The sequence below is a fragment of the Nocardioides sp. CER19 genome (assembly GCF_029846275.1).
In the GTDB taxonomy this organism is placed as follows: Bacteria; Actinomycetota; Actinomycetes; order Propionibacteriales; family Nocardioidaceae; genus Nocardioides.
The window spans coordinates 1,406,257-1,421,442 of the sequence record NZ_JARVWS010000001.1; the positions used below are offsets into that span (position 1 = coordinate 1,406,257).

19 protein-coding genes are annotated in these 15,186 nt (G+C 68.9%); 6 read left to right on the forward strand and 13 right to left on the reverse strand.

Annotation, left to right across the window (positions count from 1 at the left end; genetic code table 11):
* Positions 1–16: 16 nt before the first annotated feature.
* From QDS12_RS06910 to QDS12_RS06925, 4 genes are all read right to left on the reverse strand, one after another.
* Entirely contained in the window at positions 17–1,219 is a 1,203-nt protein-coding gene (locus QDS12_RS06910) for an MFS transporter (RefSeq protein WP_279877975.1), read from the reverse strand.
* Positions 1,220–1,354: 135 nt separating this feature from the next.
* On the reverse strand, positions 1,355–1,759 hold the full coding sequence (locus tag QDS12_RS06915) for a hypothetical protein (RefSeq protein ID WP_279877976.1): 405 nt from the start codon (positions 1,757–1,759) through the stop codon (positions 1,355–1,357).
* Positions 1,760–1,848: 89 nt separating this feature from the next.
* The gene (locus QDS12_RS06920; RefSeq protein WP_279877977.1) at positions 1,849–2,715 is read right to left on the reverse strand and encodes a methyltransferase domain-containing protein; all 867 of its coding nucleotides are present in this window, start codon (positions 2,713–2,715) and stop codon (positions 1,849–1,851) included.
* Between the two features lie 370 nt (positions 2,716–3,085).
* Entirely contained in the window at positions 3,086–4,114 is a 1,029-nt protein-coding gene (locus tag QDS12_RS06925) for an alcohol dehydrogenase catalytic domain-containing protein (RefSeq protein ID WP_279877979.1), read from the reverse strand.
* 137 nt (positions 4,115–4,251) lie between these two features.
* On the opposite strand from QDS12_RS06925, the gene QDS12_RS06930 reads away from it, so the two are divergent.
* Positions 4,252–5,112, forward strand: coding sequence for a helix-turn-helix transcriptional regulator (locus QDS12_RS06930; RefSeq protein ID WP_279877980.1), 861 nt, complete (start codon positions 4,252–4,254; stop codon positions 5,110–5,112).
* Positions 5,113–5,199: 87 nt separating this feature from the next.
* On the opposite strand, the gene QDS12_RS06935 is transcribed toward QDS12_RS06930, so the two are convergent.
* The 3 genes from QDS12_RS06935 to QDS12_RS06945 form a co-directional block, all read right to left on the reverse strand.
* Positions 5,200–5,361 (reverse strand): hypothetical protein, encoded by a 162-nt coding sequence (locus QDS12_RS06935; RefSeq protein ID WP_279877981.1) that lies wholly within the window; start codon positions 5,359–5,361, stop codon positions 5,200–5,202.
* 388 nt (positions 5,362–5,749) lie between these two features.
* Complete coding sequence (locus tag QDS12_RS06940; protein WP_279877982.1) at positions 5,750–7,024, reverse strand: RNA polymerase sigma factor; 1,275 nt, start codon at positions 7,022–7,024, stop codon at positions 5,750–5,752.
* Complete coding sequence (locus QDS12_RS06945) at positions 6,997–7,413, reverse strand: YciI family protein (RefSeq protein WP_279877983.1); 417 nt, start codon at positions 7,411–7,413, stop codon at positions 6,997–6,999. The genes QDS12_RS06940 and QDS12_RS06945 overlap by 28 nt, the downstream gene beginning before the upstream one ends.
* A 119-nt stretch (positions 7,414–7,532) precedes the next feature.
* Between QDS12_RS06945 and QDS12_RS06950 the strand changes: the two genes are divergently transcribed.
* Positions 7,533–7,790: a hypothetical protein gene (locus QDS12_RS06950; RefSeq protein WP_279877985.1), complete on the forward strand. Its 258-nt coding sequence runs from the start codon at positions 7,533–7,535 to the stop codon at positions 7,788–7,790.
* A 114-nt stretch (positions 7,791–7,904) separates the two neighbouring features.
* On the opposite strand, the gene trpS is transcribed toward QDS12_RS06950, so the two are convergent.
* Positions 7,905–8,960, reverse strand: a complete 1,056-nt coding sequence (gene trpS / locus QDS12_RS06955; RefSeq protein ID WP_279877986.1) for a tryptophan--tRNA ligase — start codon at positions 8,958–8,960, stop codon at positions 7,905–7,907.
* 270 nt (positions 8,961–9,230) lie between these two features.
* Between trpS and QDS12_RS06960 the strand changes: the two genes are divergently transcribed.
* On the forward strand, positions 9,231–9,431 hold the full coding sequence (locus QDS12_RS06960) for a DUF1737 domain-containing protein (protein WP_279877987.1): 201 nt from the start codon (positions 9,231–9,233) through the stop codon (positions 9,429–9,431).
* 450 nt (positions 9,432–9,881) lie between these two features.
* Here QDS12_RS06960 and QDS12_RS06965 read toward each other — a convergent pair whose 3' ends face one another.
* The 3 genes from QDS12_RS06965 to QDS12_RS06975 all read right to left on the reverse strand — a co-directional run bounded on the left by QDS12_RS06965 (position 9,882) and on the right by QDS12_RS06975 (position 12,267).
* Entirely contained in the window at positions 9,882–10,271 is a 390-nt protein-coding gene (locus QDS12_RS06965; protein ID WP_279877988.1) for an FAD-dependent monooxygenase, read from the reverse strand.
* A 10-nt stretch (positions 10,272–10,281) separates the two neighbouring features.
* Complete coding sequence (locus tag QDS12_RS06970) at positions 10,282–10,668, reverse strand: VOC family protein (protein WP_279877990.1); 387 nt, start codon at positions 10,666–10,668, stop codon at positions 10,282–10,284.
* A gap of 411 nt (positions 10,669–11,079) precedes the next feature.
* The gene (locus tag QDS12_RS06975) at positions 11,080–12,267 is read right to left on the reverse strand and encodes an epoxide hydrolase (RefSeq protein ID WP_279877992.1); all 1,188 of its coding nucleotides are present in this window, start codon (positions 12,265–12,267) and stop codon (positions 11,080–11,082) included.
* Between QDS12_RS06975 and QDS12_RS06980 the strand changes: the two genes are divergently transcribed.
* Both QDS12_RS06980 and QDS12_RS06985 read left to right on the forward strand, forming a co-directional pair.
* Entirely contained in the window at positions 12,158–12,838 is a 681-nt protein-coding gene (locus QDS12_RS06980; RefSeq protein ID WP_279877994.1) for an endo alpha-1,4 polygalactosaminidase, read from the forward strand. The two genes, QDS12_RS06975 and QDS12_RS06980, sit on opposite strands and share 110 nt — an antisense overlap.
* Before the next feature lie 210 nt (positions 12,839–13,048).
* The gene (locus QDS12_RS06985) at positions 13,049–13,447 is read left to right on the forward strand and encodes an SRPBCC domain-containing protein (RefSeq protein ID WP_279877996.1); all 399 of its coding nucleotides are present in this window, start codon (positions 13,049–13,051) and stop codon (positions 13,445–13,447) included.
* 35 nt (positions 13,448–13,482) lie between these two features.
* Here QDS12_RS06985 and QDS12_RS06990 read toward each other — a convergent pair whose 3' ends face one another.
* Together QDS12_RS06990 and QDS12_RS06995 are read right to left on the reverse strand one after the other, a co-directional pair.
* Positions 13,483–13,791 carry an AzlD domain-containing protein gene (locus QDS12_RS06990; protein WP_279877997.1) on the reverse strand — a complete coding sequence of 103 codons (309 nt, stop codon included), beginning with the start codon at positions 13,789–13,791 and terminating at the stop codon, positions 13,483–13,485.
* On the reverse strand, positions 13,788–14,459 hold the full coding sequence (locus tag QDS12_RS06995; RefSeq protein WP_279877998.1) for an AzlC family ABC transporter permease: 672 nt from the start codon (positions 14,457–14,459) through the stop codon (positions 13,788–13,790). Before QDS12_RS06995 ends, QDS12_RS06990 begins: the two co-directional genes overlap by 4 nt.
* 39 nt (positions 14,460–14,498) lie before the next feature.
* Here QDS12_RS06995 and QDS12_RS07000 point away from each other — a divergent pair, with 39 nt between their 5' ends.
* Entirely contained in the window at positions 14,499–15,095 is a 597-nt protein-coding gene (locus QDS12_RS07000) for a CGNR zinc finger domain-containing protein (RefSeq protein ID WP_279877999.1), read from the forward strand.
* Positions 15,096–15,186: the final 91 nt, after the last annotated feature.

Sequence of the window (15,186 nt, forward strand, 5' to 3'; positions counted from 1 at the left end):
CCGCGCAGCTTGCGGGTCAGGCGAGGCGCACAGCGCGGAGCGGCGACCGAGCGGCGATCACGGCGGAGACGACGGACACGGCGGCTATGGCGAGCAGAGCCGAGCGGTCATCCAAGGCGGTCAGCGCTATCCCGCCGAGCACGGCGCCGAGTGCGCCGGCTGAGCGGTTCACCGAGCGTCTTGTGGCGTTCGCTCGCCCGAGCAAGCTGTCGGGGGTGACCGTCTGCCAGTACCCCGTGTCGTTGGCGTTCTCGACGCCCATGGCAAGGCCCTGGAGCACCAACGCACCGCCGAGCAGCACCACCCCACCGGGAACGTCCGGCGCCACGGCGACCAGGATCCACCCGACCGGGTAGACCGACCGGGTCGCGACGATAGCGCGTCCGGTGCCGAGTCGGCGCCCGACGATCGGCGCGGTCGTCGCGCCGACGAGGCTGGCGATCCCACCTGTGGCGACCAGCAGTCCGAACACCAGCGCCGACAGGCCCATCCCGCGCAGCGCGACGACGCTCAGGGCGGTGAACCCTGCCGCATGGGCGACGAACCAGACGTGGGTCGAGACCGCCAGTGGAGCCAGCGTTGGGTGCCGGTAGGTCCACCGCACACCCTCCTGGATCTCTCGCCCCAGGTGCCGCTCGCCGGCGGCTCGGGTAGGCGAATCATCGACTCGGAGTCCAGCGTTGAGCACGGTATCCACGAGATAGCTGACCGCATCCACCGCAACCGCGACAGGCGCGCCGAGCAGTCCGACCAGCCCCCCACCGAGTGCCGGACCCAGCGTCTGCGCGGCAGCGTCGCTCTGGTCCAGCCGGGCGTTGGCCGGGACCAGCCGGTTGCGAGGCACCAAGCGCGGCAGCAGCGACTGCGTGGCGGCGAACGCGAACACCGAGCACCCGCCGAACGCCAACAGCAGTACGACCAGCGACCAGATCTCCAGCGCACCGAACGCCCACAGCACCGGCACCGCCGCCAGCGTCGCCGCTCGTCCCAAGCTGCTCCACACCAAAATGCGCCGCCGCCGCCATCGATCGGCGTAGACCCCTGCCACGAGTCCGAGCACGGCGTACGGGACGAACTGCGCAGCGTTCACGACCCCGACCGACAGTGACGATGCGTCCAGTTGCTGAATCACCAGCACGGGCATGGCCACCGTCGTCACCGCCGTGCCGAACGAGCTGATCGTCGCCGCCACCCAGTAGCGTCCGAACTGGGCGTCCACCACTACATCTCCTGACGGCGAGGATTGGCTGGCATTCCATCACAATCGGCGAAGACGGACGGGTCCTGGTTCACGGCGATTGCCCGACCATCGCCAGATGCGGGAAGTCCGTGCTGCCGCGCGCGTGGCGGTGTCTCAGCGATATCGGCGGTTCAGGACCGGCTCGACGAGGAGCACCGACGCCGCGGCCAAGATGGCGGTGATCGCTACGCCTGGCGCGGGGGTGTGCCGGACGGCGACCACGGTGGCGGCCAGGACCACGAATGGCCGCAGCAGTGTGAACGGTCCGAGGATCACCGCAGAGGCGAGGTACTTGAACTCCCACCGCAGGGCGCCGTAGACGCCCAAGCCAGCCAGGACGATGAGGGCGTAGGGCCCGACGATCGTCAAGAAGACCGCGCCAGCATCGCGGTAGGCCGTCACACGCTGTCCGCCGACGGTCAGATCGACGGCCATCGCGGTCACCGCCGGACTCGAGACGATGACGCCGAGCATGGCTCCTCGCCGCAGGCCGCGGCGGTCCTCGTGCCGGTGATCCACCAACCCGGTCCTGCCCAGGCCTGCGCGGAGGCCGCTGAAGGCAGCGTCGACGAGGCCCAACGCCACTAGGGCGACAATGACGACAACGCTCATCCCCGGACTCCCACGATCGGGCGCAGCACGTCCAGGGCCCTGGGATGCCACCGGGAGCCTTCTCTGACATCTACTACGTAACCCGGCGCACCTTGCTCGGCCGCCGCCACGAGAACGTCGGCAGAGTGTGCGCGCCTCGCGGACAGAACGCCGTCGTGGCGCGAGACCGGCTGACGCATCCGGGCCTGGTGGAAGACCCATGCTCCGAGGGTCGACCACACGCACGGCGCGATGTCCCAATGTGCGAAGGCTGCGACTCGCAGCTCTGCCTGGGCCTGGAAGAAGGCGACGAGCTGGTCTGCGGCGAGGTGGTGCAGCAGTCCGGTCGACAGCACGACCGTTCGCGGTCCGTCGCCGATCGCCAGGCCAGGTTCGAACGCGTTGCCGGTGACGAAGCGGACATCGAGATTTTCCACCCGTGCGAGCCGTGCTGCTTCGGCGCTCAGGACCGGGTTCATGTCGACACCGACGAGTTCAAGGTACGGCGGTAGCTCGCCGCTTGCGGCGATAGAACGCAGAACCTGTCCTAGTCCGCAACCGACATCGACGAGGCGGACCGGGGTGACCGTGCCGAGGCCGAGCTGCTGTAACAGGGCACCCACCATGGACGCGACCCGGCGTCCAAGCTGCAGTTCCTCGCCCAGTCGCGACAGCTCCCGATGCACCTTGAGCCCAAGCTCATCGACGGCGTCGGTCGCGAGCTCAGCGCCGGTGGTTGGCACCTGCCGGAGGATCTTTGCGGCGCGATGCTGGCCGCGCATCTCGAGGACGCTGACAGCCTCCGCCGACATCACCGGCATCCGACGTCCGCACTGATCGAAGGACCACAGCAGGTCGGTAATCTCAAGCTGGCCATCGCGCACGAGCGAAGTCAATCTCAGATGGCCGCCGGCGGCAGGAACCTCGCGCCTGGTGTCTCTGGGGTTGCTGGCGCGGTTTCGCAGATAGCAGGCGAGCGCGGTAACGGACGCCCAGCGGGATGGCACATCGAAGCGGTCAGCGGCCTTCGGTGCATACGACCTCGAAGATCACCAAGGTCGAATAATGCAATCGGACGGTCGGCGGCAGTTCGTTCAGCCGCAACTCGGCAGATCCGGGAACTGGGCACACCGAGGACGCGCCGGATCCACGGCATCGCGCGAATCGCGACACAGGTGCTGCCACGCGACCCGTGCATGCCCATCGGTGTGTCACCTGGATGCGACAGCGCGATCGGCATGCACGGTGGGCGGGTCAGCGGCCTGTGGTGAGTACGACGCGGAACCGGGCGTCGCCGGAGAGCATGCGCTGGTAGCCAGCGTTGATCTCGTCGAGCGAGTAGGTCTCGGTCATGGGACGCACGCCGGTGAGAGCCGCGAAGCGCATCGTGTCCTCCACGTCCTTGGCCGTGCCGGAGGGGTGACCGTGGAGCGTGCGGCTGGTCGGCAGGATCTGGAACGGCGTGACGGGGATCGGCTCGGGCGTCGCGCCGACGACGAGGAGCTCACCACCCGGTCGCAGGCCGTCGATGCTGGCGCCCATCGCCTCCGAGCTCATGGCGGTGGCCAGCACGACCTTCGCGCCACCCAACGACTGGAGCTGCTCGGCGACGTTCCCGGCGGTGGCGTCGATGTAGTGGTGGGCGCCGAGCTCGGTCGCGAGCGCGAGCTTGTCGGTGCCGCGGGCGATGGCGACCGTCTCGAAGCCCATCTTCGCGGCGAACTGGACCCCGAGGTGACCGAGTCCGCCGACGCCGAGGACAGCGACGAGGTCGCCGGCCCCAGCCGAGCTGCGCCGCAGGGAGTTGTAGGTCGCCACGCCGGCGCAGCCCATCGGGGCGGCATCGACGGCGCTCAGGCCGTCGGGGATCCGGGCAAGGGCGGAGGAGGGGACGATGGTGGTGTCGGCGTACCCGCCGGCGTATTGCCATCCCGGCACCTTCACCTCGGCGCAGTGGATGAAGTCGCCCTCGCGGCAGGCGTCGCATCGGCCGCAGTGGCCACCGAACCAACCCACCGCGACGCGGTCGCCCACACCCCAGCCGAGGACGTCCGGCCCCAGTGCCTCGATGTGTCCGGCGAACTCGTGCCCGAAGACGGCGGGCCACTCGACCGGGTAGCCGCCGTTGAGGAAGTAGTAGTCGGTGTGGCAGATGCTGACCGCCTCGACCGCGACTCGGACCTCGCCAGGACCGGGCTGGCGGAGGGGAGTGGTGATGACGGTGAAGTCGGCGCCGGCTTCGGCGACTCGGGCGATCCGGTTGGTTGTCATGGAAGTGGACATGTCGTCCAGCCTGGCTGTCCCGGCGCCGCGGACATGGCGCACGATCGGCCCTCTGGGTCCGGGGCATGAGCTGCCTAGGACTGGCAGACCCCGGCAGCCTGCGCCCTGGCCCGGCGCAGGCTTGGCATCATGGCTCCGTGACCCAGCGCAGTCCCCGCAACCTCGAGCTGGCCGACTTCCTGCGCCGTGCTCGCGGCAAGGTCGACGCGACCCGGACCGGCCTGCCCTACGACGGTCGGATCCGACGCGTACCGGGGCTGCGCCGCGAAGAGGTGGCGCTCCGGGCAGGGGTCTCCACCGACTACTACACGCGGCTGGAGCAGGGCCGGCGGATCACGCCTTCCGAGGGCGTGCTTGACGCTCTGGCCCGAGCGCTGGGTCTCGACCAGGCAGGGCGTGCCCACCTCCTTGATCTCGCCGGCAACGCCGCCTATGCGCCGGGGCGACGTACGCCGTCGGTGCCGCGCGTGCGGCCGGGCCTTCGCCAGCTGCTCGACAGCTTCGCGAGCAATCCGGCGTTCATCACCAACCGCCGCTCCGACATCCTGGCCAGCAACGCGTTGGCGCGGGCGCTGCTGGCGGACTTCGAGGCCATGCCTGCACGCGCGCGCAACTACACCCGGTGGATGTTCCTCGATGACGCCGCCCGGACGCTCTTCGTCGACTGGGACGAACAGGCGCGCGCAGCCGTGGAGGGCCTGCGGCTCGCCGTCGGGGCTGACCCCGGTGACCGCTCCGCACAAGAACTCGTCGCCGAGCTCTCGACTGCGAGCGAGCATTTCCGCACCTGGTGGGAAGAGCATGGGGTGTTCCTGCGGACATACGGAACCAAACGCCTTCAGCACCCCGTGGTCGGCGAGCTGGCGGTCCAGTACGAGAGCCTCACACTCCCGGGCGACAGCGACCAGATCCTCTTCGTCTACTCCACCGAACCTGCCAGCGCCTCCCGTCAAGCACTGGACCTTCTCGCCAGCTGGGCACTCACCCCCGCGTCATGACCGGGTCATGATGCTCGCGGTGGGTCCCGGCCCGCGTCTCCCGTCGCTGCCGGGACGGGGAGCCTGCATGACGTCGTGCGCGAGCAGCTACCCGACGTCGGCCCCGTTCGCGGCCTTCACCAGCAGCGCAAACAAGGTGCTGCGCTCCTGCTCGCTCAGTTGACCGATGGTCTCGGACAGGACCCCCTCGACGATGCCCGCGCCATCGGCGTAGGCCCGCTCACCGGCTGAGGTCAGCCGGTGGCGCACCCAGGCGTCGACGCGACCACGAGGTCATGCATGGACGTGACGCCCGCGAGGTCTCCCGCCTCCCGAGACGAGCACGCTCTGAACAATCGCGTCCAGATAGGCGAAGGACTCGTGGCGCTCAGCCATGCCCCCAAGGAACAAGGCGATGTCGTCCCACGACCTCACCGGGAAGACGTGGTTCCCACCCGGGTGTCCGCACAGCGCATCCTGACACCCGCTCGGCCTTCGCCCATAGCAACCGCTCCGAGGCAGATCCGGTCGCAGGAGAACGCGCGGCGAGTGAGTCTTCCGGGATGTCGTCGCTGGCGCAGATGCGGTGAGGTCGGGCCCATTGACGGTGTCTGCTTCCCGTGTGGGACGTGCCGGCGACTGTGGACCTAGCGCCGGCTCATTCCAGTGCGGCGACCTTCCGCCGCAGCACCGTCCGCTCGCGTTCGTTGGCGCACAGCCGGATCGCCAGCTCTAGCTCGGTGCGCGCCTCGTCGGCACGGCCGAGACGGCCGAGCAGCTCGCCACGGACGGTCGGCAAGAGGTGCGAGTGCGAAAGCCGCCCGGACACGACCAGGTCGTCGACGATCTGAAGAGCGGTCAGCGGACCGTGCGCCATCGCCACCGCGACCGCTCGGTTCAGTTCGACGACCGGCGAGGGAGCGATCCTGCCGACCGCCTCATAGAGCAGGACGATCCGCTCCCAATCGGTCTCGGCGACGGACGGCGCGGCGGCATGGCAGGCGGCGATCGCGGCCTGCAGCCCGTACGGGCCGAGGCCGCTACCTGCCGCGGCGGCGCGCTCCAGGGCTGCGGTGCCCCGGCCGATCGCCGACCGATCCCACAGCCGGCGGTCCTGCTCCTCCAGGAGCACCGGCTCGCCGTCTGGCCCGACGCGGGCCGGAAAGCGTGCCGACGTCAGCTCCATCAACGCCAACAACCCATGCGCCTCGGCCTCATCGGGCAACAGCCGGGCGAGCACCCGCGCAAGCCGCCGCGCCTCCTGGGCAAGGTCCGGCCGCAGAAGGTCATCGCCTCCGGTCGCCGTCGAGCCCTCGGTGAAGATGACGTACAGCACGCTCAGCACCCCGCCGAGCCGTTCACGGCGTTGCTCCGGCGGCGGAACCTCGAACGGTACGCCTGCGGCGGCGATGGTCTTCTTCGCGCGAGTGATCCGCGCTTGGATCGTCGGCACCGGTACGAGGAAGGCGCGCGCGATCTCGTCCGTGGTGAGGCCACCGACGACTCGTAGCGTCAGCCCGACGCGGGCTTCCGGCGACAGCACCGGGTGGCACGCCACGAACATCAGCGCCAGTACGTCGTCGTCGATCACATCCGGGTCGGCGAGCAGCTCCGCGCCGTCGGTTGTGTCCGCGCGGATCGCGAGGTCGGCGTATCTCTCCTCGAGTGTCGTACGCCGGCGGAAGGCGTCGATGGCCCGCCGCCGGGCCACGGTGAGCAGCCAGCCCGCCGGGTTGGCGGGCCGTCCGTCCCGTGGCCAGGCGACGAGTGCCTCGGCGAGCGCCTCCTGCGCGACGTCCTCGGCGAGCTCGAAGTCCCCGGTGTAGCGCGCCAGCGCGCCGACGATCCGTGCGGACTCGATCCGCCAGACCGCCTCGACCCAACGGTTCGCGGAGCCCTCCTCGATCAGAGCTGACCGGTCTTCTCGCGCCACTCGCGCTCCCGGCGGATCCACTCGTTGTCCTGCGGGAACTCGTCGATCGTCGACACCCGCCGGATCTCGGTCTTCATCCCCGGCATGCCGGGCAGGCGCTTGGCCCACTCGACGGCCTCCTCGACGGTCGGCACGTCGAGGATGTAGTAGCCACCGAAGAGCTCCTTGGTCTCGCCGTACGGGCCGTCGGTGACCACCGGCTGCTCGCTCGAGTAGTCCACGACCACGCTGAGCTCGGGGTCGAGGCCCTCCGCGGCCAGCAGTACGCCGGCCCGGATCAGCTCGTCGTTGATGCGGCCCATCCGCTCGAGCATCTCCTCGAACGGCACCTGCGCCATCGCCGCGTAAGCCTCGTCGGTCGCGCGCATGATCAGCATGTACTTCGCCATGGTTCATCTCCCTGTCTCGGGTCGCCTGCCGACCCTCTCATGTGAAGGTCGAACACGATGTCGTTGAATCGACACCTACCGCACGCGAGTTCAGCCGAGCAGCCAGGGTCGGGACGACGATGCCGGACGAGACGGAAGCCGCAGGCTCCGGCGTTCGATATGTGCTCCCAAACGGACTGACTTCCTTGATGCCGTCCGGCGTGTGGCCGGGCGATCTGACCGCGCACGCCCACTCCGGCCGAAGGAAGCAGGGAACCGACCCCTGGGCGAGGTCGACCACGCTCTTCTCGCTGATCCGCGAGAGCGCCTTGGAACCGGATGACTACCTCGACCGGTTCTTTGACACCGGCGGTGAGCGGGAGCAGGCCTCTGGCTGAAGGACGGTTGGACACGAAGACGATCCTGGTGTGAGCCGAAGTCCACTCGCAGCCCGCGACATGTCGGCGTTGCGCGGGGCCGGTGGTGCCCGGGGCGGTTCCGACCCACAGTCATCAGTAGTCCATCGCCATCACCTGCCGGACCTCGGTGAGTGTCTTGTCGGCCACCGCCTCTGCCTTGGCGTTGCCGGCGCGGAGGATCTGCAGCAACTGGGCGCGGTCCTGAGCGATGAGCTGACGTCGATCGCGGTGGACACGTAGGCCCTCGTTGATGGTGTCGATCACCAGGGTCTTCAGTGCACTGCCGCCTCCGTCACCCAGTTCCTCTGCGAGGCTCTCGGGGGATCGCCCGGTGAAGCCGGATGCGATGGTGAGCAGGTTCGCCACCTCGGGTCGACGCTCGGGCTCGTAGGTGATCTCGTGCTCGGAGTCCGTCCGCGCCTTTCGGACCAAGGCCGCAGTCTCGTCCTCGGTGGCGGCCAGCCGGATCACGTTGCCACGGCTCTTGGACATCTTGAGTCCGTCCACGCCGAGAATCAGTTGCTGGTCGTTGATCAGGGCCGTCGGTTCAGGAAAGACTTCCGCACCGGCTCCGTAGCGTGAGTTGAAGCGTCTGGCCACGACCCGGGTCTGTTCGACGTGGGGCAACTGATCCTTGCCGACCGGAACGATGTCGGCCTTGCAGAACAGGATGTCGGCGGCTTGGTGAACCGGGTAGGTCAACAAGAGCCCTGACAACGGTCGTCGACTGGCCGCAAGCTCGTCCTTGACGGTCGGGTTTCGCTGGAGCTCGGCCTGGGTGACCAGGCTGAGGAAGGGCAAGATCAGCTGGTTCAGCTGAGGTACTGCGGAGTGGGCGAAGACGGTGGAGCGCTCGGGGTCAATGCCTGCCGCGAGGTAGTCGGTGAGCAGCGAGAGAGTGTTGTCCTTGATCTGGCCGACCGAAGCGCGGTCCGTGATGACCTGGTAGTCGGCGATCAGGACGAACGCCTCTACGCCGCGGTCTTGCAGCGCGACGCGGCTGCGCAGACTGCTCAGATAGTGACCGATGTGAAGGTCCCCTGTCGGCCGGTCGCCGGTGAGCATCCGGTGACGGCCCGGCACTTGGGCGATGGATGCCGCCATCTCGCGGCTGCGGCCGGTCGCGGCGTCGACGGTCGTCGTCGTCATGCTTGCTCCTGGGGTTGAGCCCTCAGGCGACCACAAGGTCCGTCCGTAACGGACTCGAGCCGCCCGAAGGCGGCTCGATGGGTCGTAATGATCGGCGGCCGCCTATTCGGTCAGCCACCACCACTGCGCGTTGCGCGTCATCACGCCATGAAGTCTAGGGCACCGATGCCTGCAACGCCGTTCAATCCACTGGCCGGCACGGAACCCGCAGCGGGAGTGGGTCGCGGCAGATCCGCGCATTCTCGCCGCCACCGGGACTAGCCTCCGACCATGAACTCAGCGCGCTCGCCGCGTTACCGCTTGCTCACGGGTCCGGACGATGCGGTCTTCTGCGGACGCGTCAGCGACGCGCTCGACATGGGCTATGAGTTGCATGGAGGGCCGGCGGCGACGTTCGACGGAGCATCCGTCATCGTGGCGCAAGCGCTTGTGTGGACCCGTGACGCGCCCACACCCCTTCAAGAGCCCTGACGGATGGGGGCCGGTCCGTTCGCAAATCGAACCGGCCGGGCTGCTCCCGCGTTCGGCGGCGACCCCTGTGGTCAGGGCTGGCGGCGGCTGGCTAGGTGCCCGTGGCCGGCGGCCTTGACGACCGAGGTGATCGTCGCTCGCGTGGACGGGGTCGTTGCGGTGATCCGAGCGGCGCGTGCGTCATTCCGCGCGTCGAAAACCTTTGGTGGTAGCTCCTGTTGCGCGGCCTGACCGATTCCAGAGCACGCTCCGGCGGGCCGGAGACGTCAGGATGTCCTGCGGGAAGACCGGCCCGCTCAGATTGCCGCGCGAGTGAGCCCGAGGCGGACTGCGAAGAATGTGAGCAGACCCGCGGTGCTCCGACAAGGTCGCCGGGAATCTCGTCGAACTAGCGGGACTCATGCCCGGGGAGTGACCCCGCCCGGCGGCGAGTGGGAGAGCCGGGCGTGGTCAGGATGACGGCTGCTGGATGGCCAGGTCGAGTTGGTACTCGTGCGTGGTGCGAGTGGGCTCGTCGCCCGGCACCACGAACTCGGTGAACCCGACGATGGTCCCGCTGGAGCGCTCGATCACGGCGACGGTGTGCGGACACTCCCTCGAGCCTTGACCACCTTCGCGATCGCCCGGACCGTGTCCTCGTCCCAGGGCGCGGGTGTGCAGCAGGGTTCGCTCGTTGGCCTGTCGGCGCTCGGTGTCATACGTGTCGAGCAGGCCCTCCGGAGCGCCCCCGGCGACGGCCAAGCCCAGCTTCCACGCCAGGTTGGCGGCATCGAGCACGCCGGCGTTGATCGCGACGCCGGTGGCCGGGAACTGGTGCACCGCGTCGCCCGCCAGCAACATCCGGCCGTTGTCAGGCGATCTTCGACACGATCTCGACGAGGTTCCCATCTGGGTCACGCAACAGCGCATTCCGGTTGTTGTTGCCGCTGTCGTGGGGCGGCCGGACGGTCGGCGCACCAGCAGACGTCAAGAGCGCGAAGGCGTTGTCGACGTCGTCGGTCCAAACGACCAGCGCCATGGCAGGGCTGCCAGGGGTTGCATCGACGCCATGAGCCTTTCGAGCAGCTTCCACCGTGCCGAGCCCGAGGGAGAACCCATTCAGAGTGAGTTCGACGTGCTCTGGAGCTCCCTCCTTGGGCGTGCGAAAGGTCTCCTCGAAGCCGAGCAGGTCCCGATAGAAAACGAGTCCGGCTTCGATGTTGGCCGTGTACAGGTTGACGAATGCTGTGGCGAACATGCCCCGCAAACTAGCGTGATGCTGGCCGCATCGCCCGCCTTGTTTGACTCAGCGGGACCCGCGACCACGAGCCCTAGGATCCAGCGCCGCGGTCTCTGAATGAGATGCGGCTGCGGCAGTGGCCCGCTTTTCGCCTGACGGGACCACAGTCCTCCAAACTGCCCAGCCGGCCGCGAACGTGTCCTGCGCGCCAAGAGTCCGCGGCAGCACTGCCCGCTCAAAGGCAGTAGTCGCCTGTGTGGCGAACTGATCCGTCGCTCTCCCGGCGGCCTCTTGCCGGATGCGTGTCGACGTCGCGCAGGGACGGCCCACTGACAAGGGTCTGACCTGGTTCACATGGTTCGGCAGGGCACCGGTCTTACAGACCGGTGGTCGCGGGTTCGAGTTCCTCTGCGCCCACCGCGTTCAAGCTCAGCCCTCGCCGCCGGCGCGGAGCGCGCCGAAGAGCGAACGGATGTCGTCGGCGACGACCAGGGGCCGTTCGAGTGCCGCGAAGTGGCCGCCCCTGTCGTGCTCGCGCCATTGGACGATCCGCGGGAACCGTCGCTCGGCCCAGCGACGCGAGGTGCGGGGCACCTCGTGCGGGAAGATGGAGGCCGCGACGGGGACGTCGACGAGGTCGGGGACCTCGTCGTTGAAGATCCGGTGGATCTCCTCGAAGCTCTCCCAGTAGAGGCGCAGCGAGGACGCGCCCGTGGCGGTCATCCAGTAGATCATCAGGTCGTCGAGGATGCGGTCGCGGTCGATGACGTCGTAAAGGTCGCCGTCGTGGTCGGCCCAGGCCCAGAACTTCTCGAGGATCCACGCACACAGCGCAACGGGGGAGTCGACCAGTCCGTAACCGGCGGTCTGCGGTCGGGTGGAGTGCATCGCCGAGTACGCCGAGCCGGTGGCGTTGGCCGTGGCCAGATCGCGCAGCGCTGCCTCTTCCGCGTCGGTGAGGTCGTCGAAGGTCGCTCGGTCGGGAGCGGCGAGCGGCGGGATGAGGCACAGACCGATCAGCCGCTCCGGGAACAGCTGGCCCAGCACCGCGCTGACGCTCGTGCCCCAGTCGCTGCCCGCAGCTCCGAAGCGGGCATAGCCGTGCGCCGCCATGAGGTCCGCCCAGGCTCGGGCGATCCGCTCCACGCCCCAGCCGGGCGTGGGCGGCTGGCTGCTGAAGCCGTAGCCCGGCAACGAGGGGATGACCACGTGGAAGGCGTCCTCGGGCCGGCCGCTCGCCGGGTTGGCGAGCTCGTCGGCCACTCGCAGGTACTCGACGAAGGACCCGGGCCAGCCGTGGGTGAGGACCACGGGGGTGGCTTCTGGATGCGGTGAGCGCACGTGCACGCAGTGGATGTCCAGACCGTCGATGCGGACGAGGCAGTGCCGGTAGAAGTTCAGCAGCCTCTCGCGCTCGCGCCAGTCGTAGTCGGTGGCCCAGTAGTCGCACAGCGCTCGCGTGGTGGCCAGCGGTGTGCCCTGGCTCCCGTCGCCGACCGTCTCCGCCGTGGGCCAGCGGGCCCGCGTCAGTCGCGAGCGGAGGTCCTCGAGGACCTCGTCGTCAACGTGGATCGCGAACTCGCGGACGGTCAGGTCGGCGTCATCCCGATGGGCCACGTTGATCAGGTTGCCCGACCCTGGATCGCTGCCTCAAGGAGATAACCCCGGGTCAGATGCTGCGTGCCACGTCCCTCCTGTCGGTGCTGCTCTGCGCACTCGGACCGATGCGGACTACCAGCTCGGCGGCAACCGGAGCGTGCCGCCGTACGTCGGCATCGTGGTGCGCGACCGGCAGGCACCGCCGACCGGCGACCGTTACGACGTCTGCTACGTCAACGGGTTCCAGACACAGGCATCCGAGAAGCGGATCTGGCGGCATCACTCGCGGCTGGTGCTGAAGCGCCACGGCCGGCCCGTGGCCGACCAGACCTGGGGTGAGCTGCTGCTCGACCTCGGCACGGCTGACAAACGGCGCCGGCTCGCCAGCATCGTCGGTCGCTGGACGAGGGACTGCGCCCTTCACGGCTTCGAGGCGGTGGAGTACGACAACCTCGACACGTTCACCGGCAGCAGCGGACTCGTCAAACGGCCGATGCGATCGCCTGTGCCCGCCCGTGACGGTTGGGGGAGGAGACGGCGATCCGAGCGGCCCTCTGCGTTCGCTGAGCACGCACGAGTCGCGGCATGAGCGGTCGTTACTGCGGCGTCGCGGCGACTGCCAGACGCCGCCTCGATCACGCGTACTCGTCGGGCGTCCAGATCCTCTTGCATTCGCCGGTGCCCTGGGGTGAGGGTGGGTCTCGCCGGGTTCATGGATCCGGCGGCCATCCTGCGCTCCTCGCCCAGCCGGCTCTCGGCGCCGGGCGGCGCGGTGAAGCCGTCGGCGGGAAGGAGTCCGATGGGCGAGTTCACCGTCACACGCACTCTGTTGGCTCCCCGCGAGGCTGTCTGGGAGGTCCTCACTGAGCCGAACCACTTCGAAGGCTGGTTGCCTGCTGAGCCTGGGACGGCCGTGCTGGACGTGCGGGCCGGCGGGTCCTGGCAGGCGACCGTCCGGTCTCCCGACGGGGGACAGATCGCACTCACGGGCCGCTACGACGAGGTGTCCGCGCCGGGACGGCTGGTGATGACCGTCCCCGGCGATGTGGTCACGGCGATCACCTTGGCGGCCGCCGCCGACGACACGACGCTGATCACGTACGGCTTCGACGTCGAAGAGTCCATGCATGCCGCAGTCGAAGAGAGCGTCGATGGTGTCCTCGGCCGGATCTCAACCGTCCTGACTGGGATCGCGTAGGAGGACGAATCCTTCGTGCCTCGGAGTCCTGCTTGCTAGGTGAGGCTGCGGATGATGGCGACCAGGGCGACGGCGATCAGGACGCACGCAAGTTCGTGCAGTCCCCACCAACGCAGGACCATCGCCAGCGCCACGGCGGCGAGAAGGGCGGCGTCGACGTCCGATCCGGCGGCACCCACGAGGGCGGCTACGACGAGCGAGGCGAGCAGTCCCTGGCCCATGGCGTCGATGGTCGCGGCGGTCCGCTCGCTCATCCTCTCGGGTCCGAGGAGAAGCGGGCCGAGGGCCTTGAGCGTGAAGTTCATCAGGGCCAGCAGCGCGATACCGATCGTCAGCGGGGTCATGAGGATTTCAGGTACGTGCGTATCCCGGGCAGGCATCCGGCCAGGAGAGCGGCACCGACGGGTACCACCCACAGCAGCAACAGGGTCAGCACCCCGCTGGCCACGACGACGGTCCGGAGTTCCGGTCGTCGCCGGACAATGTCGAGGACCAGGACAGCGAAGAAGGCGGGGAACACGACGTCGAGGCCGAGGCTGCTCGAGAGTGCGGTGTCTGGTGCGGCGTACGCGCCGATGGCGGTGCCCACGATCCAGCTCGGCCACTGGACCACCGTCGCCGGGATCAGTACCGAGCGCTGCACGCGTCCCTGATCGTCCTGAGCGGCGGCCCACGAGCCGTCGACCACGAGTTGTGCTTCCAGCGCCCGGCGGACTCGACCGCCGCGCAGGGCGGGGGCGCAGGCAGTGGCCATCGGGAGGAAGCGCAGATTCATCAAGGTCGCCGTGCCGAGCCCCGCTGCGACGCCACCAGAGCCCGTCAATGCGGTGACGAAGGCGAACTGGGCCGAACCGGAGAAGGTGACGGCGGACATGATGACCGCGGCCAGTGGTGGGAGGCCGCCCGCCACGGCGAGGGCGCCGAACGTGACTGCCAGCGCGAAGGCGGCGGCGGCCAGACCAGCCCCCACTGCCAGCCCGCGGCGGGTATCCCGAGTGAGTACCATCCACATGTTCTAACACGGACTAGACCATGTGGATAGGGTGGTGGCGTGGTGGAGCAGCGATACCAATGGCAGTTCGTCGGCGGCCACCTCGTCCTGGACCTCGTGAACACGCGCTCGTGGCGCTTCGATCCTGACCGCGACGTCGAGCGTGTCCCGGACCCTGACCGACTCGACTCGTGGCGTGCTGCCGCCGCCGCGCACCACGCCGTCGACCTGCCGGGGCTGGCCTCACCCAGTGAGTACCGACAGATCCTCGACGTCCGTGACACGGTGACCCGGTGGCTCGACGCGCAGAGCAGCGGGGCAGCCGATGAGCGGGACGCCGAGAGGCTGCGGAGACTCTGGCTCGAGTCGGCGGCGCGGATGCGGTTGTCGGATCGTCTTCCCCTCTCCTGGTACGCACCAGCACCGTCAGTGACAGCGCTGGTCGACGTACTGGCGATGCAGGCCGTTGAGCTGCTCAGCACGGAATCCGACCGGATTCGACGGTGCGGGCTGGAGGAGTGTGGGTGGTACTTCCTCGACGCGACGCGCAACCACAGCCGCCGTTGGTGCACTCCTGATGAATGCGGAAACCTGCACCGGGTCCGCGCTTACGCGGCGCGCAAGCGCAGTGCCGGGCGGTCTCCCTCGACCGGGTGACCGCGACGCCATCCACGTGTCGCAAGCTGGCTCGCCGTCGAGTTCGGCGCCCCTCCTGCCCCGAGGGCGCGACGGCCGACCGGGGGTTGGC